This window comes from Allobosea sp. 05T433 (assembly GCF_056396065.1).
In genome coordinates, this window is sequence record NZ_JBFTKS010000001.1 from 364,400 (window position 1) to 381,278 (window position 16,879).

At 65.4% G+C, this 16,879-nt stretch carries 18 protein-coding genes; 12 read left to right on the top strand and 6 right to left on the bottom strand.

Annotated elements, in window-relative coordinates:
* Positions 1–11: 11 nt before the first annotated feature.
* The 4 genes from AC1DGP_RS01660 to AC1DGP_RS01675 form a co-directional block, all read right to left on the bottom strand.
* The gene (locus AC1DGP_RS01660; RefSeq protein ID WP_441506487.1) at positions 12–773 is read right to left on the bottom strand and encodes an LOG family protein; all 762 of its coding nucleotides are present in this window, start codon (positions 771–773) and stop codon (positions 12–14) included.
* A 147-nt stretch (positions 774–920) separates the two neighbouring features.
* Entirely contained in the window at positions 921–1,517 is a 597-nt protein-coding gene (locus AC1DGP_RS01665; RefSeq protein ID WP_476831673.1) for an SCO family protein, read from the bottom strand.
* Positions 1,514–2,029: a hypothetical protein gene (locus AC1DGP_RS01670; protein ID WP_441506489.1), complete on the bottom strand. Its 516-nt coding sequence runs from the start codon at positions 2,027–2,029 to the stop codon at positions 1,514–1,516. The genes AC1DGP_RS01665 and AC1DGP_RS01670 overlap by 4 nt, the downstream gene beginning before the upstream one ends.
* A 3-nt stretch (positions 2,030–2,032) precedes the next feature.
* The gene (locus AC1DGP_RS01675; protein WP_441506490.1) at positions 2,033–2,467 is read right to left on the bottom strand and encodes a hypothetical protein; all 435 of its coding nucleotides are present in this window, start codon (positions 2,465–2,467) and stop codon (positions 2,033–2,035) included.
* Positions 2,468–2,596: 129 nt separating this feature from the next.
* Between AC1DGP_RS01675 and pheS the strand changes: the two genes are divergently transcribed.
* From pheS to AC1DGP_RS01715, 8 genes are all read left to right on the top strand, one after another.
* A complete protein-coding gene (gene pheS, locus AC1DGP_RS01680; RefSeq protein WP_476831674.1) occupies positions 2,597–3,679 on the top strand; it encodes a phenylalanine--tRNA ligase subunit alpha in 1,083 nt (360 codons plus the stop codon).
* Between the two features lie 28 nt (positions 3,680–3,707).
* Positions 3,708–4,895 carry a ceramide glucosyltransferase gene (locus tag AC1DGP_RS01685; protein WP_476831675.1) on the top strand — a complete coding sequence of 396 codons (1,188 nt, stop codon included), beginning with the start codon at positions 3,708–3,710 and terminating at the stop codon, positions 4,893–4,895.
* Between the two features lie 2 nt (positions 4,896–4,897).
* On the top strand, positions 4,898–5,314 hold the full coding sequence (locus tag AC1DGP_RS01690; RefSeq protein ID WP_441506556.1) for an ASCH domain-containing protein: 417 nt from the start codon (positions 4,898–4,900) through the stop codon (positions 5,312–5,314).
* Positions 5,311–7,734, top strand: coding sequence for a phenylalanine--tRNA ligase subunit beta (gene pheT, locus AC1DGP_RS01695; RefSeq protein ID WP_476831676.1), 2,424 nt, complete (start codon positions 5,311–5,313; stop codon positions 7,732–7,734). Before AC1DGP_RS01690 ends, pheT begins: the two co-directional genes overlap by 4 nt.
* A gap of 359 nt (positions 7,735–8,093) precedes the next feature.
* On the top strand, positions 8,094–8,888 hold the full coding sequence (locus AC1DGP_RS01700; protein WP_476831677.1) for an alpha/beta fold hydrolase: 795 nt from the start codon (positions 8,094–8,096) through the stop codon (positions 8,886–8,888).
* Positions 8,885–9,964, top strand: coding sequence for a tartrate dehydrogenase (locus tag AC1DGP_RS01705; RefSeq protein WP_069877427.1), 1,080 nt, complete (start codon positions 8,885–8,887; stop codon positions 9,962–9,964). The genes AC1DGP_RS01700 and AC1DGP_RS01705 overlap by 4 nt, the downstream gene beginning before the upstream one ends.
* 72 nt (positions 9,965–10,036) lie before the next feature.
* Positions 10,037–10,741 carry a TerC family protein gene (locus tag AC1DGP_RS01710; RefSeq protein ID WP_476831678.1) on the top strand — a complete coding sequence of 235 codons (705 nt, stop codon included), beginning with the start codon at positions 10,037–10,039 and terminating at the stop codon, positions 10,739–10,741.
* A gap of 18 nt (positions 10,742–10,759) precedes the next feature.
* A complete protein-coding gene (locus AC1DGP_RS01715) occupies positions 10,760–11,500 on the top strand; it encodes a TerC family protein (RefSeq protein WP_476831679.1) in 741 nt (246 codons plus the stop codon).
* Between the two features lie 8 nt (positions 11,501–11,508).
* Here the strand turns inward: AC1DGP_RS01715 and AC1DGP_RS01720 are convergent, their stop codons facing one another.
* Positions 11,509–12,117 (bottom strand): 4'-phosphopantetheinyl transferase family protein, encoded by a 609-nt coding sequence (locus AC1DGP_RS01720; RefSeq protein WP_441506495.1) that lies wholly within the window; start codon positions 12,115–12,117, stop codon positions 11,509–11,511.
* Positions 12,118–12,248: 131 nt separating this feature from the next.
* Between AC1DGP_RS01720 and AC1DGP_RS01725 the strand changes: the two genes are divergently transcribed.
* The 4 genes from AC1DGP_RS01725 (at position 12,249) to AC1DGP_RS01740 (ending at position 15,262) form a co-directional block, all read left to right on the top strand.
* Complete coding sequence (locus tag AC1DGP_RS01725; RefSeq protein WP_441488976.1) at positions 12,249–12,980, top strand: AzlC family ABC transporter permease; 732 nt, start codon at positions 12,249–12,251, stop codon at positions 12,978–12,980.
* Positions 12,967–13,284, top strand: coding sequence for an AzlD family protein (locus AC1DGP_RS01730; protein ID WP_113515472.1), 318 nt, complete (start codon positions 12,967–12,969; stop codon positions 13,282–13,284). Before AC1DGP_RS01725 ends, AC1DGP_RS01730 begins: the two co-directional genes overlap by 14 nt.
* A 125-nt stretch (positions 13,285–13,409) precedes the next feature.
* On the top strand, positions 13,410–14,276 hold the full coding sequence (locus AC1DGP_RS01735) for a branched-chain amino acid aminotransferase (protein ID WP_441488977.1): 867 nt from the start codon (positions 13,410–13,412) through the stop codon (positions 14,274–14,276).
* 5 nt (positions 14,277–14,281) lie between these two features.
* On the top strand, positions 14,282–15,262 hold the full coding sequence (locus AC1DGP_RS01740) for an NAD(P)H-dependent flavin oxidoreductase (RefSeq protein WP_476831680.1): 981 nt from the start codon (positions 14,282–14,284) through the stop codon (positions 15,260–15,262).
* Between the two features lie 12 nt (positions 15,263–15,274).
* On the opposite strand, the gene murJ is transcribed toward AC1DGP_RS01740, so the two are convergent.
* Complete coding sequence (gene murJ, locus AC1DGP_RS01745) at positions 15,275–16,801, bottom strand: murein biosynthesis integral membrane protein MurJ (RefSeq protein ID WP_441489227.1); 1,527 nt, start codon at positions 16,799–16,801, stop codon at positions 15,275–15,277.
* Positions 16,802–16,879: the final 78 nt, after the last annotated feature.

Sequence of the window (16,879 nt, forward strand, 5' to 3'; positions counted from 1 at the left end):
CTTTTTCGTTGTCAGCTCTGCATGCTGTCGTTTGCGGGAAGGACCCAGTTCTGGCCCGCACCGTCGACGACACGCTGGTAGGCTTCCTCCGGCGTATCGGCGTAGCAGAACAGCGAAAGATCTTCGGGGCGGATGAATTTTGCCGCGGCCATGGCATCGAGATTGAGCAGGTCACGCCAGAAGGCGCTGTCATAGAGCACGATCGGTACGGCCGGCATCTTGCCCGTCTGCTTCAGCGTCATGATCTCGAAGAGTTCGTCGAGCGTGCCGAATCCGCCGGGAAACACGACGAGCGCCGCGGCGCGCATTGCCAGGTGCATCTTCCGCATCGCGAAATAGTGGAAGCGGAAAGTCAGGTCCGGCGTTGACCACGGATTCGGCTCCTGCTCGTGCGGCAGGGTGATGTTGAAGCCGATCGAGAGCGCCCCCGCTTCCGTCGCACCGCGATTGGCTGCTTCCATGATGCCCGGCCCGCCGCCAGTGGCGATGACATGATGGCGCCCGCTCTCGCCGTCGATGAGCGCGCCGCCCCGCTCGGAGGCAATGCGGGCGAATTGCCGCGCCGCCTCGTACCAGCGGTCACCTTCCCGGACGCGGGCCGAGCCGAAGACGACAACGGTCGAGATGATGCCGCGCGCGCGTAAATGGTCCTCGGCCTTCTGGTATTCGAGCATGAAGCGCACGCCGCGTGTCGAATCGCCAAGGATGAAATCGGGGTCGAGCGCCGCCAGGCGGTACGAGGGGGAATTCTTCTGGGCCTGGCTGTCGGGCATGATGTCTGTCTCCATGATGCCACCTGCATAGCCGCATCCCGGCGGCACTGTCGCCTGCATCGCTGGCAGGGCTGCTCCGCCAGGCCCGGGACTTGTTCGGGCCAAGCACTTGTTCGGGCCAAGCAGGTGTTGAGGCCAAGCACGTGTTCAGCCGAGGTACTTGTTCAGGATCTCGGCGAGACGTGGCGCGCCGGAATTGTGCGGCAGCAGGGTCAGAAAGCGCCCCTCGCGGTCCATCAGATAGGTGAGGGAGCCGTGATCGACGGCGTACTCCGCGGCGCCATGATGCGGCAGCGTGAGCTTGCGGCGATGCACCTTGTAGGCGCGGGCGATCGCGGCAATCTCCGATTCGCTGCCGGTCAGTCCGATCAGGCGCGGATGGAGGGCTGTGACATAGGCTGCCATCGTGGCGGGCGTGTCATGGGCCGGATCGACCGTGACGAAGAGCGGCGCGAGCCGCTCGGCCTGCGGGCCGATGGCGTCGAGCGCTTGCGCGATGATCGCAAGATCGACCGGGCAGGTATCGGTGCAACGGGTGAAGCCGAAATAGACCAGCATGAACCGCCCGCGGAAATCCGTGTCGTTCACGCGCTTGCCGGTGTGGTCGATGAGCGTGAAAGGGCCGCCGAACCGGGTGGCGAGCGGGTCGATAGGGCTGGCGCCAGATGCAGGCGGTTGCTGCGAGAACGCGCCTGCGGCTGGCAGGATGGCGCCAAGGGCCAGCAGCACCCGCCGCGAGATCATTTCGGCCGAAGTCCCTTGATTCCGTAAGGGCCGTCTTCGGCGATGCTGCGGTTCGCTTCAGGATCGGCCCGCCACCATTCGGAGGCCTTGCCGTTGCGGGCCTCCCAGTCGGACTTGAAGCGTTCGGCCGGAATCCAGGGCTGCGAGGGGCCTTCGCGGACCGCCTGCACGAAGAATACTGTCACTGCCGGGTTGGCGATCAGCAGGCCATCGGCCTCGATCTCGCGGCCGCAATAACCGATCAGGTCCCGGACCGAGCCGGCAAAGTCGACGTTCGATTTCGCGACAAGCCGGAAGGTGCCGTCGGCCAGGACAAGGCCGAGCTGGCGCTTGCCGCTGCCGCAACCGGGCGTGCAACGGCCTGTGAGATGGCAGAGCGCATCGACGACCCGCCCCTTGAGGATTGTCGCAGTCTCGTACGGGATGTTCCAGGCTTCGGCCGCGCGCGCGGTTGTCACGGGGATGCCGGCGAGAAGCGCGGCCACACCCAGCATGTGCCGCAGCATTCGCATCGCTCAGTTCCCGAACGGCTGGATGCCGTGTTCTTCATGCGTCATGCTGATCACGCCCTTGTCGTCGGCGATCCTGTCGACGAGCAGGTACTTCACGCCGTCGCGCTCGAGCAGCTCGCCATCGACTGTGACCTCGTGTGTGGCCATTCGCGCAACACGCGGATTGGCGGCGCTCTCATCGTCGTCGCCGATCTTGAGAATGAGATAGAGATTGCCGGCCGGGTCGCGGATGTTGACCGGGATGCCGCCAAGCGCACACCAGATTGCGCATTGGTGGTGGGCTGTGCCCCTGGCGAACATCAGCCCGCTGATCGTGCACCAGGTATCGCTGATTTCCCCGGTGATCGTGACGCGCTGCCCGTCCTGTGCCCCTGCCGGAGCGGCGCTCAGCGTGACGATCAGGAATGCCAATGCGCGCCAGTGAGACAGGATTGTCATGGTGCTGCGCTCATTTCGGCCAAACAGGGTCTCTGCCGTCGCACCTGCGATGCTTTGCCAGCACGATTGCCCCTAGCATCGCTCAAGATGACACCCTAGAAGATGCCTCGCAATCGGACCAGATCAGGCATGAATGAGATCGATACCCTCAGCGATTCACTTCTTGGTGAGATCGCCGCTGCGCAGGACGAAGCCGCGCTCGAGCAGTTGCGCATCGCTGCGCTCGGCAAGTCGGGCTCGGTGTCCGCGCTGCTGAAGACGCTGGGCACGATGACGCCGGACGAGCGCAAGGAAAAGGGCCCGCTGATCAACGGCCTGCGCGACAAGGTCCAGGGCGCCATCACCGAGCGCAAGGAGGCGTTGGGGCAGGCTGCGCTCGACGCGCGCCTTGCTGCCGAGCGGATCGATGTCTCCCTCCCGGTGCGCGAGGGGCCGGAGGCGCGCGGGCGCATCCACCCGATCAGCCAGGTCATCGACGAGATCACTACGATCTTTGGCGACATGGGCTTTTCGATCGCGGAAGGTCCCGATGTCGAAACCGACGATCTCAACTTCACCAAGCTGAACTTCCCCGTCGGCCACCCGGCGCGGGAGATGCACGACACCTTCTTCTTCGCGCCTGACGCCAATGGCGAGCGCAAGCTGCTGCGCACGCACACCTCCCCGGTGCAGGTGCGCACAATGATCTCGCAGGAGCCGCCGATCCGCGTCGTCTGCCCGGGCCGGACCTATCGTATGGATTCCGACCAGACCCACACCCCGATGTTCCATCAGGTCGAAGGTCTGGTGATCGACAAGAAGGCCAATTTTGGCCACATGAAATGGGTGCTCGAGGAGTTCTGCAAGGCGTTCTTCGAGGTCGATAGCGTCAAGATGCGCTTCCGCCCCTCCTTCTTCCCCTTCACCGAACCGTCGGCCGAAGTGGACATCCAGTGTTCGCGCAAGGGCGGCGAGATCCGCTTCGGCGAAGGCGACGACTGGCTGGAGATTCTCGGCTGCGGCATGGTGCACCCGAACGTGCTGCGTAATTGCGGCCTCGATCCCGATGTCTATCAGGGCTTCGCCTGGGGCATGGGCATCGACCGTATCGCCATGCTGAAATACGGCATGCCGGACCTGCGCCCCTTCTTCGAGGCCGATATTCGCTGGCTCTCCCATTACGGCTTCCGCCCACTCGACCTGCCGACCCTGACTGGCGGCCTGACGTCGTGAGGGAGCCGGTCGTGCAGGGGAGGGCGGGATGACAGTCGCAGCAGGAGCAGGATTGTTCGCGGTGCTTGCCGTCGCGCTCAACCTGCTGTGCCTCGCGATCGCCTATTTCCGCCTGCGCCACCGCGCTTTGGGCTCGGCCTTGCTCGACCAGTGCCCGGCCGTCACGATCGTGCGGCCGGTGCGCGGTCTCGAGGCGTTCAGCCGCGAGACGTTGAGCTCGGGGCTGGTGCTCGACTACCCCCGCTACAGGACGATCTTCTGCGTTGCCGATGGCGACGACCCTATCGTGCCGCTGATCGAGGATCTGATCAGGCGCTTCGGCGACGACCGCGTGCGGCTGATCGTCGGCGATGTCRCCGTCAGCGCCAATCCGAAGCTCAATAACTGCGTCAAGGGCTGGGACGCGGCGGACACGGACTGGGTCATTCTCGCCGATTCCAACGTGCTGATGCCGAAGGACTATATCCAGCGGATGCTGACGGCGTGGCGGCCCACGACCGGGCTCGTCTGCTCGACACCGGCCGGTTCGCGCCCGCAGGGCTTCTGCGCCGAACTCGAATGCGCCTTCCTGAATACCTTCCAGGCGCGCTGGCAATATGCCGGCGAGGCTCTCGGCTTCGGCTTCGCGCAGGGCAAGTCGATGCTCTGGAACAAGCCCTTTCTCGACTCCAATGGCGGCATTGCAGCGTTGGGGGCGGAGATCGCCGAAGATGCAGCGGCGACGAAGCTGGTGCGCCGGGCCGGCAAGCATGTCCATCTCGTCGGCCAGCCCTTCGAGCAGCCCCTGGGCGAGCGCAGCCTGCGCGATGTGGTGCAGCGCCAGTTCCGCTGGGCCAGGCTGCGCCGGGTGACGTTCCTGCCATTCTTTGCACCGGAGATCCTGTCGGGACCGCTGCTGCCAGTGCTGGCGGCCGTTGTTGCGGCGCCAGATTTTGGGCTGCCGGCCTGGGCCGCGCTATGCGTCGTGCTGCTGCCCTGGTACGCGGGCGAGATGCTTCTGGCCTATGGCGTCGGCTGGTACCTGTCGTGGCGGCTGCCTTTCGCCTTCCTGGTGCGCGATATCGTCTTCCCGGGGATCTGGGCCTATGCCTTCGTCGCGGGCGAGGTGACGTGGCGCGGCAACGCGATGAAGATCAGGACCGATGGCGAGGACCGGTTGAACGATGGCCAGTCCCAGCTGTCGCCGGTTTCGGCGCGACGGGACGGGGCGACGTGACCATGGGCACGACCACGATCCCCGAGCGCTACCGGGGCTGCCCGAGCTTCTCCTTTGGCGACAGCCCGGAGCTGGCCTCCGAACTGGCCGCGCTCGTCGTCAGCGGCCGCAAGCGGGCGACGGTGAACACGCCCGATGATCCCGACTGCCCGGAGGTCGGCCAGATGTGGATCGTCCTCGACGGCGGCAAGCGACCTGTCTGCGTCATCGAGACGCTCGAACTGACGACGCGGCGGTTCGACGAGATCGATGCCGAATTCGCCTTCGAGGAAGGCGAGGACGACCGTACTCTGGCCTCATGGCGCCAAGCCCATGAAGCCTATTTCCGACGCCTCGGCGTCTTCAGTCCCGACATGACCTTGATTTGCGAACGCTTCCGTCTGGTGGAAGTGCTCGCTCCGATGGACCCACACGCATGAAATTCACGCTCTCCTGGCTCAAAGACCATCTCGACACCACCGATACGGTCGACACCATCACCGAGACCCTGACGCGTGTCGGGCTCGAGGTCGAAGGCGTCGAGGACAGGGCGAAGGCGCTCCAGGCCTTCACCATCGCCTATGTGATCGAGGCCAAGCAGCACCCGAATGCCGACCGGCTGCGCGTCTGCCAGGTCGACATCGGCACCGGCGAGCCCGTGCAGGTCGTCTGCGGCGCGCCCAATGCCCGCACCGGCATGAAGGGGGTGTTCTCGCCGCCGGGCAGCTACATTCCCGGCAAGGACATCACCCTCGGCAAGGGCGTCATTCGTGGCGTCGAGTCGAACGGCATGCTGGTCTCGGAGGCCGAGCTCCAGCTCTCCGAGGATCATGACGGCATTATCGAATTGCCGGAGGATGCTCCGGTCGGAATGCCCTACGCGACCTATGCCAAGCTCGACGACGCCACGATCGAGATCGCGGTCACGCCAAACCGGGCCGACGCGCTCGGCGTCAGCGGTGTCGCGCGCGATCTTGCCGCCGCGGGTCTCGGGACGCTGAGGATACCGTCGATCCAGCCGGTGCGCGGCTCGTTCCCGTGCCCGGTCAAGGTCACGCTCGACTTCGCGCCGCAGGACAAGAAGCTCTGCCCGGCCTTCGCCTTGCGCCTGATCCGCGGCGTGAAGAACGGTCCGTCACCGGAGTGGTTGCAGGCCCGCCTGCGCGCCATCGGCTTGCGGCCGATCAATACGCTCGTCGACATCACCAATTTCATGACCTTCGACCGCAACCGGCCGCTTCACGTCTTCGACGCGGCCAAGGTCAGGGGAGATCTCACGGTGCGCCGGGCCAAGGCGGGCGAGGAGATTCTCGCGCTCGACGGACGCATCTACAAGCTGAGCGACGAACAGGTGGTGATCTGCGATGCGCATGGCGTCGAATCGCTCGCCGGCATTATGGGTGGCGAGGCTTCGGGCTGCGACGAGAACACGGTCGATGTCCTGGTCGAGAGCGCGCTCTGGGACCCGCTCAACATCGCCCGTTCGGGCCGAGCACTCGGCATCAACTCGGATGCGCGCTATCGTTTCGAGCGCGGTGTCGATCCGGATTTCTGCAGGCCGGGCCTCGATCTCGCGACAGTGATGATCATCGACCTCTGCGGCGGCGAAGCTTCCGAAATGGTGTTCGAGGGCGAGCTTCCGGAGTCGCGCCCCGCGATCGATTTCCCGTGGTCGGAAGTGAAGCGTCTGACTGGGCTCGATCTGCCGCAGGTCGAGATGAAGCTCGCGCTGACCTCGCTCGGTTTCCATGTCTCGGGTGCGGGCGAGCGGGTGAAGGTCGCGGCGCCGTCCTGGCGCGGCGATGTCGAGGGCAAGGCCGATCTGGTCGAGGAGATCCTGCGCATTGCCGGGCTCTACCGCGTGGCCTCCACGCCGCTGCCGCGCATCAAGGCAGAGGTGGTGAAGCCGGTTCTCACCGTGCTGCAGAAGCGCACCCGCGCCGCCAAGCGTCTGCTTGCCAGCCGTGGCCTGGTCGAGGCCGTGACCTGGTCCTTCATCTCGCATGAAGCGGCCACGCTCTTCGGCGGCGGCTCGCCCAAGCTGGTTCTGGCCAATCCGATCGCCGCCGATCTCTCCGACATGCGGCCCTCGCTGCTGCCGGGGCTGATCCGTTCGGCCCAGGCCAATGCGGCGCGCGGCTTCGGCGATGTCGCATTGTTCGAGGTCGGGCAGGTCTTCTTCAGCGATGAGCCCGAAGGCCAGGTGATCGCGGCCGCCGGCTTGCGCCGCGGCACGGCCCGGCTCGAGGGTGTCGGCCGTCATTGGGACGGTGCGGCCGAGCCTGTCGATGCCTTCGATGCCAAGGCCGACGTCATGGCCCTGCTCTCCGGTCTCGGAATCCCCGTCGGCGGCTTGCAGGTCGTGGCCGGTGGCCCTGCCTGGGCTCATCCGGGGCGGTCGGCGACATTGCAGTTCGGGCCGAAGGGCGTCATCGGCGCCTTCGGGGAAGTCCATCCCAAGATCCTCAAGGCACTGGACGTGAAGGGGCCGCTCGTGGCCTTCGAGATCCATCTCGACGCCCTGCCTTTGCCGAAGGCCAGGCCGACCAAGGTCAAGCCGAAATTGAGCCTCTCCGGCTTCCAGCCGCTGACGCGCGATTTCGCCTTCATCGTCGATGCCAAGGTTGCGGCGGGTGACATGATGCGCACGGCGCAGAATGCCGAGCGCAGCCTGATCTCCGATGTCACGGTGTTCGATCTCTATGAGGGGCCGGGCGTCGAGGCAGGCAAGAAATCCGTGGCGCTTGCCGTCACGCTCCAGCCTGCCGAGAAGACGCTGACCGATGTCGAGATCGATGCCGTCGGCAGCAAGATCGTCGCCGAGATGACCAAGCGCTACGGCGCGACTCTGCGGAGCTGATCCTCAGGCCGGGAGCACGGTTCCTCGGAGCCGACATGCGGGAAGGCGGGAGCGACACTGGGCGCGCCCGCCTTTTGCCTATCTGGCAGGCCTGTCATCGGGCTGTCTCGGGGCAGAGCGTTGGTGCACCTGTGGGGCGATCGGCCAGTGCCGCGTTATTGATCCAGATTGTGTAATAATCCGCCCGCGCAATCCGTGAACAATCGCGCTATCGGCTGCGGATCGTTTCAACGCGCCCTGGCTGTATGACCATCTCCGAATGTCCCGTTGCGGACAGCCTTTTCCCTGGCTTTCGCCTGCTCGACGTTCAGACGTCGGGTGCGCGAATTCGCGTGCGGACGGGCGGGGAGGGGCCAGCCTTGCTGCTGCTGCACGGTTATCCGCAGACGCATGCGCTTTGGCACAAGGTCGCGGACCGGCTGAAGCGGCGTTTTACCCTAGTGTGTGCAGATCTGCGTGGCTATGGCGACAGCGAGAAGCCTGTCTCCGATGCCGCTCATCTTGTCTATTCCAAGCGTGCGATGGCGCAGGACATGGTCGAGGTCATGGCTGCGCTTGGACATGATCGGTTTGCCGTTGGGGCGCATGATCGCGGCGCGCGCGTGGCCCATCGCTTGGCGCTCGACCACGCAGGCCGTGTGACGAGGCTCGCCACGCTCGACATCGCGCCCACGCGCGAGATGTATGCCAATACCACCGACGCCTTCGCGCGTGCCTATTGGCACTGGTTCTTCCTGATCCAGCCCGCGCCCTTTCCCGAGCGCATGATCGGTGCTGATTCCAAGGCCTATTGGCTGAAGAAATGCGGCTCGGGCTCCGCCGGTCTGACCCCTTTCGCGCCTGAGGCGCTTGAACACTACCTGCGCTGCTTCGCCGATCCGGCGACGATTCACGCGAGCTGCGAGGATTATCGCGCGGCTGCGACCATCGACCTCCGTCATGACGACGAGGATGGTGGCCAGCTTGAGCAGCCCCTGCTGGCGCTTTGGGGCGAGCAGGGCGTGATCGGGCGCTGCTTCGATCCCCTAGCGCTCTGGCGCCAGCGTGCACAGAATGTCCAAGGCCGGCCCTTGCCCGGTGGCCATTATTTGGCGGAGGAGATCCCCGATCTCGTCGCCGCCGAATTCACGGCTTTCTTCGGAGAAGACACATGACCGGAACCAATCGCGTCTACCGCATCGCTGTGATCGCCGGCGACGGCATCGGCAAGGAGGTCATGCCCGAAGGTCTGCGGGTGCTCGAAGCGGCGTCGAAGAAGTTCGGCTTCGAGCTGCGCTGCGACAGCTTCGATTTCTCCTCCTGCGACTACTACGCAAAGCACGGCAAGATGCTGCCCGACGACTGGAAGGACCAGATCGGTGGGCATGACGCGATCTATTTCGGTGCTGTCGGCATGCCGGCGCAGGTGCCGGACCACATCTCGCTCTGGGGCTCGCTGCTGCTGTTCCGGCGTGAATTCGACCAGTATGTCAATCTCCGCCCCGTGCGGCTGATGCCCGGCGTGCCTGGCCCGCTGGCCAACCGCAAGCCGGGCGATATCGATTTCTTTGTCGTGCGCGAGAACACCGAGGGCGAGTACTCCTCTGTCGGGGGGCGCATGTATGCCGGCACCGAGCGCGAGATCGTGCTACAGGAGACGGTGATGAGCCGCGTCGGCGTCGACCGCGTGCTGAAATACGCCTTCGAGCTCGCCCAGCGCCGGCCGCGCAAGAAGCTGACTTCGGCCACCAAGTCGAACGGCATCTCGATCACCATGCCCTATTGGGACGAGCGGGTGAAGGAGATGGCCAAGAACTATCCGGATATCGCGGTCGATCAGTACCATATCGACATCCTCACCGCGCATTTCGTGCTGAATCCCGACCGTTTCGACGTCGTGGTCGCCTCCAACCTGTTCGGTGACATCCTGTCCGATCTCGGGCCGGCCTGCACCGGCACGATCGGCATCGCGCCGTCGGGGAACATCAACCCGACCCGTGAATTCCCTTCGCTGTTCGAACCCGTTCACGGCTCGGCGCCCGACATTGCCGGCCAGGGCATCGCGAATCCCGTCGGCCAGATCTGGTCAGGCGCGATGATGCTCGACCATCTCGGCGAGCGTGAGGCCGCAAAGGCCATCGAGGCCGCGATCGAGCGTGCCCTTGGAGACGCCCGGACCCGCACGCGCGATCTCGGCGGAACCTTGAGCACCGAGGCTGCGGGCAGAGCAGTCGAGCAGGCACTGGGCTGAGCAAGAAGGGCGCGACTCCAGCCAGGGTATTGGCTAGAAAGCGATCATATTCCGCGAGAGGCTGCTTCATCCATGGATTTCACCGCTGCTTCGCTGGCCGATCCCCTCCTCTGGGGCAAGCTCTTCGAAATCATCGTGCTGAACATCGTGCTGTCGGGCGACAACGCGGTTGTGATCGCGCTCGCCTGTCGGGCGCTGGCACCGGCGCAACGCACCAAGGGCATTGCGCTTGGTGCCATTGTCGCCGTGCTGCTGCGGGTCGTGTTCACGGTCGTGGTGGCCTCGCTCCTGAGCGCGCCTTTCCTGCGCATCGCCGGGGCGGTGCTGCTGTTCTGGATCGCCGTGAAGCTGGTTCTGGAGGATGGCGAGGGTGACGACGACGCCATCGCCGCCAGCAGCAAGCTCTGGAAGGCCGTTCAGACGGTTGCGATCGCCGATATCGTCATGAGCCTCGACAATGTCCTGGCGATCGCTGCGGTCGCCAAGGACTCGATTCCGCTCCTGGTGGCGGGGCTGGTGATCTCTATCCCGTTGATCGTCGTCGGGGCCTCTCTCATCACCCGCCTGCTGGCCCAGTTCCCGCTCCTGGTTTGGGCGGGGGCGGGGCTGCTCGGCTGGGTCGCGGGCGAGATGCTCGATAGCGACCCCTGGTTCGCATCGCAATTTGGTGCAGCAGTGATGCACCAGATTGAATATCCGGCGGCGATCCTTGGAGCGCTGCTGGTTCTCGGCCTTGGCTATTGGCTGAAATCACGCCGGCCCGACCCGGCAACTTGATAGAGGACTGACCGTAAAATGGATTTTTCGTCGAGCCAATTCTGGATCTCGCTGCTGCAGATCATCTGGATCGATCTGCTCTTGTCCGGCGACAACGCGGTGGTGATCGCGCTTGCCGTCCGCTCCCTTCCGGAGAATCAGCGCAAGGTCGGCATCTGGCTCGGCGCGGGTGCGGCGGTCGGCCTGCGTATCGCCTTCGCTCTGGTGGTCACCTATCTGCTGGCCGTGCCCTATCTGAAGGTCGTCGGCGGCCTCTTGCTGTTCTGGATCKCGGTCAAGCTCGCCAAGGGTGAAGAGGAAGCGCATACCGACATCAAGGCAGCGGACAATCTCTGGAAGGCCGTGCGCACCATCGCCATCGCCGATGCTGTGATGAGCCTCGACAACGTCATCGCGATCGCCGGCGCCGCCAAGGGCCACCCTGAGCTCTTCATCTTCGGCTTGCTGCTCTCGATCCCGCTGATCATCATGGGCGCGCAGCTCCTGACCTCGATCATCGAGCGTTTCCCGATCCTGATCTGGATTGGCGCTGCACTGCTCGGCTGGATCGCGGCAGAGATGATTCTGGGTGATATCGCCGTGCTGCAATGGCTGCAGGTGAACATGCCGACCTGGGTCAAGGCGGTCTCGACGGACGTCAACCCGCTCGGCGTCGGGCCTGCGAACCTGCCCCATTATGTCAGCGCGGCTCTCGGCGCGGCGCTTGTCTGCATCATCGGCTACGTCCTGAAGCGCAAGCCGGTGAACCAGCCCGGCTAAGGCGCCCTTCAGGCAAGTACGACAATCGCGGCGGCCAGGTCTTCCTGGTCGCCGTTTTTCATGAGGCGGGCCGCTCCGAGACCGATGGAGCGAACGCCCGCGTCCTCGACCGTGAAGAATCCTTCCGCCAGGAATCTCACGCAGAAGCGTTCGGGCGCGTGCGCAAAGCCCGTGCCCAGTGCCTTCACATAGGCCTCCTTCGCGCTCCAGAGTTGCGCGAAGGCGAGCGGTCTTTCAGCCGCAGGCAGGGCAAGCAGAATGTCCCTTTCGGTGGGGTGCAGAACGGCCAGCGGCGGCTCTGTTTGCTGTTCCACCCGCTCGACATCGACGCCGATCGGCCGCTCGGCAAGGCCCACGGCAACGATGCCTGAGCGCGTCGCGAGAGAAAGATGCAGGTCGCGGCCAGCGGGGCCGACGAGCAGCGGTCGGCCCCGCTCGTCATGGCCGATCTCACTGGTGGCGGCTGGCTGGCCGAGCTGGTGGTCCAGCACGAGCCCAGCCACGCTATGTCTGAGCCGCGCGCGCTCCATCAGATTGGCCGGTCGCTCGCTGGTCGGGATCAGCCAGACCGCGGGGAGTGTGGAGGCCTTTGTATCGATCGAGGTCAGCCAGAGCATGGCAGAATGCTAGCGGGCTCGGGGCGTTCCGTCGCCTCTGTTGATCCGCGTTGCGCCGCCCTGCATGGAATTCATGCAACGGCGCCGCCTGGACCCGTTGACGCGGGGCCTGCTTGGTCCATGGAAGAAGCATGACGTCGTCACCCGACCCACTCCCGAAGGAAGCGCGCGCGCCCGTGACCTGGCGCGGCATGATTCTGGGAGTCCGCAAGATTTCCGTGGTGCTCCCGGGCATCATCGTTTTCGCGGTTGCCTTCGGTGCAGCCGCCGCGGCGAAGGGCCTGAGCCTGCTGGAAACCGTGATGATGAGCGCGATTGTCTATGCCGGGGTCGCGCAGCTCGTGGCGATGGAACTCTGGCGGCCGGAATGGACCTGGGGGGCGATCGCCGGCCTTGCAGCCGTCACCGCGACGGTGAATGCGCGGATGGTGCTGCAAGGTGCGTCGCTTCAGCCCTGGTTCTCGCGTTTTCCGCGGGCCCTCAACGCCTTGCATCTGTTCTTCTTCACCGATGCGAACTGGCTGGTCGGAACGCGCTATCACGCCGAGGGTGGGCGCGATCTCGGCGTGCTGATCGGCGGCGGACTCCTGCTCTGGGTTGTCTGGGTTCTTGCCACCGTGCCGGGATATCTGCTCGGCTCGCTGGTGAGTGATCCGCGACGCTATGGCATCGATCTCGTGATGCCGATCTTCTTCGCAGCGATGATCGTGCCGCTCTGGCGTGGCCGGAAGGCGGCGCGGCCCTGGCTGGTTGCGGGCATCGTGGCGCTTGTCACGGCCAAGCTGGTCGATGGCTATGCCTTCATCATCGTCGGAGCGCTCTCTGGCGCGGTCGCTGGAGCTTTCCTCGATGACGCTGCCTGATCTCGCCGGCTGGGGAGCCTGGGCAGCGATCGCCGCCATGGCGATCGCCACCTATCTCTGTCGCATCTCGGGCGTGGTGTTGATGGGGTTCATCCCTCTCACGCCGCATGTCCGGCGCGGGCTGGCCGCATTGCCGGGCTCGATCGTCGTCGCAACCGTGCTGCCATTGGTCGAGCGTCTGGGGCTTGCTGCGGCGCTGGCGCTGCTGGCCGCTGTCGGCAGCATGGTACTGCGCCGAAGCGAGCTTCTGGCACTTGTCGTCGGCATGGCGGTGGTTTCGCTCGCCCGCGCCTTTGGCTTGTGATCCATCACCCGGCTGCATTGCTTCCATCACATGACGTCATTGCCGGAGGGCCTTCGGCATGTTGACGCGCGCGGCGGGGCGGCAGACGGTGTCGGTCAATAACACTGACAAAATCGAGGATGGTTATGGCTTGGTATTCGCAAACCTGGAGCTGGTTCGAAGGTGAATGGCATGAGGGAAATCCGGGCATCATGGGCCCGCGGACCCATGCCAGCTGGCTGGCTTCGACCGTCTTCGACGGGGCTCGCTATTTCGAGGACAAGGCGCCCGATCTCGACAAGCATGCGGCTCGCGTAAACCGCTCGGCCCATGCGCTCGGCCTGAAGGCGACGATGTCGGCTGAGGAGATCATCGCCAAGACCTATGAAGGCGCGAAGAAATTCGCCCCGGGCACGGCGCTTTATGTCAAGCCGATGTACTGGGGCGAGGCAGACGGTCTCTCGACCATCATGGCCGACCCTGAGTCGACCAAGTTCTGCCTCTGCCTCTTCGAGGCTCCGATGCCGGTGCCGTCGAACGGCTTCTCGGTGACGCAGGGCGCCTATCGCCGCCCGACGCTCGAGACCATGCCGACGGACTCGAAGGCCGGCTGCCTCTACCCCAACAATGCCCGTGTCCTGCGCGCCGCCAAGGCGGCCGGTTTCGACAACGCGCTGGTGCTCGACATGCTTGGCAATGTCGCGGAGACGGCGACGTCCAACATCTTCATGGCCAAGGACGGCGTGGTGAAGACCCCGGTCGCGAACGGCACCTTCCTGAACGGCATCACCCGCCAGCGCGTCATTTCGCTGCTGCGCCAGGACGGTATCACGGTCGAGGAGACCAGCCTGCGCTACAGCGATTTCGAGCAGGCCGACGAGATCTTCATCTCCGGCAACTACTCGAAGGTCATGCCGGTTTCCCGGATCGACAACACCGCGCTCCAGCCCGGCCCGCTGTTCCGCAAGGCGCGCGAACTCTACATGGACTTCGCGCACTCCAAGACCGCCTAGTCACTGTGGCGTGCCTCGCCACCCGGCTCACCGAGCGCTTCGGGATCGATCATCCGATCCTGTCCGCGCCGATGGCTCTGGCCGGGGGCGGGGCGTTGGCCGCCGCTGTGACGCGCGCCGGCGGGCTGGGCTTGATCGGCGGCGGTTACGGCGATGATGCCTGGCTGGACCAGCAATTCGCCGCAGCCGGCAATACCCGGACCGGCTGCGGCTTCATCACCTGGTCGCTTGCGAGGCAGCCGCATTTGCTTGGCAAGGTTCTCGAGCATCAGCCTGCGGCGCTGATGCTCTCCTTTGGCGATCCTGCACCCTTTGCGGGCGAGATCGCGGCGGCTGGCGTGCCGATGATCTGCCAGTGCCAGTCGATTGTTCATGTCCGGCAGGCGCTGCGGGCCGGCGCAGCCGTCATCGTCGCGCAGGGCGCCGAAGCCGGTGGTCACGGTCAAGCGCGCGGGACCCTGCCTTTCGTGCCGGAAGTGGCCGATCTGCTCGCACGCGAAAGCCCTGATACTTTGCTGCTGGCGGCGGGCGGCATCGCCGATGGCCGTGGACTCGCGGCGGCCCTGATGCTGGGGGCAGACGGCGTTCTGGTCGGTACGCGTTTCTGGGCGAGCCGTGAGGCCTTGGTTCACGCCAATCACCATGCGGTCGCCGTCGCCGCGACGGGGGACGAGACCGTGCGCTCGTCGCTCCCCGATATCGTCCGCCAGCTCGACTGGCCAAGACCGTTCGATATCCGGGTCAGCGCCAACGCCTTCATTGCGAAATGGGTTGGCCGGGACCATGAACTCAAGGACGTGATCGAAGCGGAGGCCCCGGCCTACAAGGCGGCTTTCATGGCCGGCGATCCGCAGGGCGCCGCAGTGATCTTCGGCGAGGCTGCCGGGTTGATTTCGGATATCCCGACGGCAGCCGAGATCGTCGAGCGCATGGTTGCGGAGGCCGCCGCGCGCATTCGCTCCGGAGCAGCCCAGCTCAGGGCCTGACGAATCTGCTGGTCAGCGCAGGAGCCGGAACAGGCCTGCTGCCTTCAACCCGCCAGCAACGATCACGAGATAGAGGCTCGCGGCCACCAGCCCGATCGCGGTGAGTGCCAGAAGGCGCGGCTCGACCGGGACATGCGCCAGTGCGGCCAGGACACCGGGCGCGAGCACACGGGCGACCAGCCCGGCAATCACACCACCTGCGAGGGTGATGACGATCAGCCCGGGAAGCTGCCGGTCCGGTTTCGTCCAGCCGCGGCGCAGCGCCAGGACGAACAAGGCACCGACATTGATCCAGGCTCCGGTTGCCGTCGCCAACGCAAGCCCGGGCGCGCCGAAATCGCGCCAGAGCAGCAGCTTGAGTGCGACATTGGCGGCGATGGCGGCAAGCGAAACCAGCATTGGCGTCGTGGTGTCGCCACGAGCCTGGAAGGCGGAGACCTGCGAGCGGATCAGCACGATGGCCGGGAGCCCGATTGCATAGGCAAACAGCACTGCGCCCGCCGCCTGGCTTGCTGCCGCATCGAAACGGCCGCGTTCGAACAGGGCCGAGACGATCAGCTCCGGGATGGCGAGGAAGGCTGCGGCGAAGGGGGCGGCCATGACCAGCGTCAGCGCCACGGCCCGGTTCTGCGCCTTGTCCGCGCCGTGGATATCGCCGGCCGCGATCAGGCGGCTCATGGTCGGCAACAGCACCGTACCCACCCCGATCGCGATCACGCCGATCGGCAGCTGGTAGAGCCGTTCGGCATAGTAGAGCGAGGCATAGGCGCCACGCGGCAGCAGGGAGGCGATGATCGTGTCGGCGAAGAGCGCGATCTGCACGCCGGCGGAGCCGATGACGGCCGGGCCGAAAGCCTTGAGAAAGCTCTTCACATCGGCATCGACACGCGGGCGCGTCAGCGCCGTCGACACGCCGGCCTGCCGGGCCGCAAGCACCAGCAGCAGCCATTCGAGCAGGCCCGCGACGGCGACGCCCCAGGCGGCGGCATAGGCTGCGCTCGGAAACAGGAAGGCGATGAACAGTGCCGCGATCAGGCAGATGTTGAGCAGGACCGGCGCTGCCGCTGCGGCTGCGAAACGGTCGACGGCGTTCAGGTTCGCGGCGAGCAACGTCACCAGCGTGATGAAGAGCAGATAGGGGAAGGTGATCCTCGTCAGCGCGACCGCAAGCTCGAAGCGCTGAGGATCGTTGGCAAAGCCGGGCGCGAGCAGGCGCACGACCTCGGGCATCAGGGGCAGGGCGAGTGCGAGCAGAACGACCTGCACGATCAGGTTCAGCGTGAAGACGCGGTTGGCGAAGAGCGCCGCCGCGGCGTCTCCGGTCTGCTGCCTGATGCGCGCATAGGCCGGGATATAGGCCTGGTTGAAGGCGCCCTCGCCGAAGATCGCGCGGAAATGATTGGGCAGCCGCAACGCGACGGAAAAAGCATCCATCATCGCGCCGGCGCCGAGCACGGCGGCGAGAGCGATGTCGCGCAGGAAACCGCTCAGGCGGGAGAGCAGCGTGAAGCCGCCAACGGACAGGATCTTCCTGAACATCAGCGCATGAGGCCGGGATGTGGTTTCCGGCGTGCGGACGGCGTCATGCTCGAACTCCAGGCCTCGCTCTTGCCCCAA

What these genes read in the sequence shown, in the direction of transcription:
- AC1DGP_RS01675 (WP_441506490.1), bottom strand. Translation starts at nt 2,467, where the DNA reads ATGACAATCCTGTCTCACTGGCGCGCATTGGCATTCCTGATCGTCACG.
- pheS (WP_476831674.1), top strand. Translation starts at nt 2,597, where the DNA reads ATGAATGAGATCGATACCCTCAGCGATTCACTTCTTGGTGAGATCGCC.
- AC1DGP_RS01735 (WP_441488977.1), top strand. Translation starts at nt 13,410, where the DNA reads ATGGCTTGGTATTCGCAAACCTGGAGCTGGTTCGAAGGTGAATGGCAT.
- AC1DGP_RS01670 (WP_441506489.1), bottom strand. Translation starts at nt 2,029, where the DNA reads ATGCGAATGCTGCGGCACATGCTGGGTGTGGCCGCGCTTCTCGCCGGC.
- AC1DGP_RS01720 (WP_441506495.1), bottom strand. Translation starts at nt 12,117, where the DNA reads ATGCTCTGGCTGACCTCGATCGATACAAAGGCCTCCACACTCCCCGCG.
- AC1DGP_RS01690 (WP_441506556.1), top strand. Translation starts at nt 4,898, where the DNA reads ATGGGCACGACCACGATCCCCGAGCGCTACCGGGGCTGCCCGAGCTTC.
- AC1DGP_RS01705 (WP_069877427.1), top strand. Translation starts at nt 8,885, where the DNA reads ATGACCGGAACCAATCGCGTCTACCGCATCGCTGTGATCGCCGGCGAC.
- AC1DGP_RS01730 (WP_113515472.1), top strand. Translation starts at nt 12,967, where the DNA reads ATGACGCTGCCTGATCTCGCCGGCTGGGGAGCCTGGGCAGCGATCGCC.
- AC1DGP_RS01660 (WP_441506487.1), bottom strand. Translation starts at nt 773, where the DNA reads ATGCCCGACAGCCAGGCCCAGAAGAATTCCCCCTCGTACCGCCTGGCG.
- AC1DGP_RS01665 (WP_476831673.1), bottom strand. Translation starts at nt 1,517, where the DNA reads ATGATCTCGCGGCGGGTGCTGCTGGCCCTTGGCGCCATCCTGCCAGCC.
- pheT (WP_476831676.1), top strand. Translation starts at nt 5,311, where the DNA reads ATGAAATTCACGCTCTCCTGGCTCAAAGACCATCTCGACACCACCGAT.
- AC1DGP_RS01725 (WP_441488976.1), top strand. Translation starts at nt 12,249, where the DNA reads ATGACGTCGTCACCCGACCCACTCCCGAAGGAAGCGCGCGCGCCCGTG.
- murJ (WP_441489227.1), bottom strand. Translation starts at nt 16,801, where the DNA reads ATGTTCAGGAAGATCCTGTCCGTTGGCGGCTTCACGCTGCTCTCCCGC.
- AC1DGP_RS01710 (WP_476831678.1), top strand. Translation starts at nt 10,037, where the DNA reads ATGGATTTCACCGCTGCTTCGCTGGCCGATCCCCTCCTCTGGGGCAAG.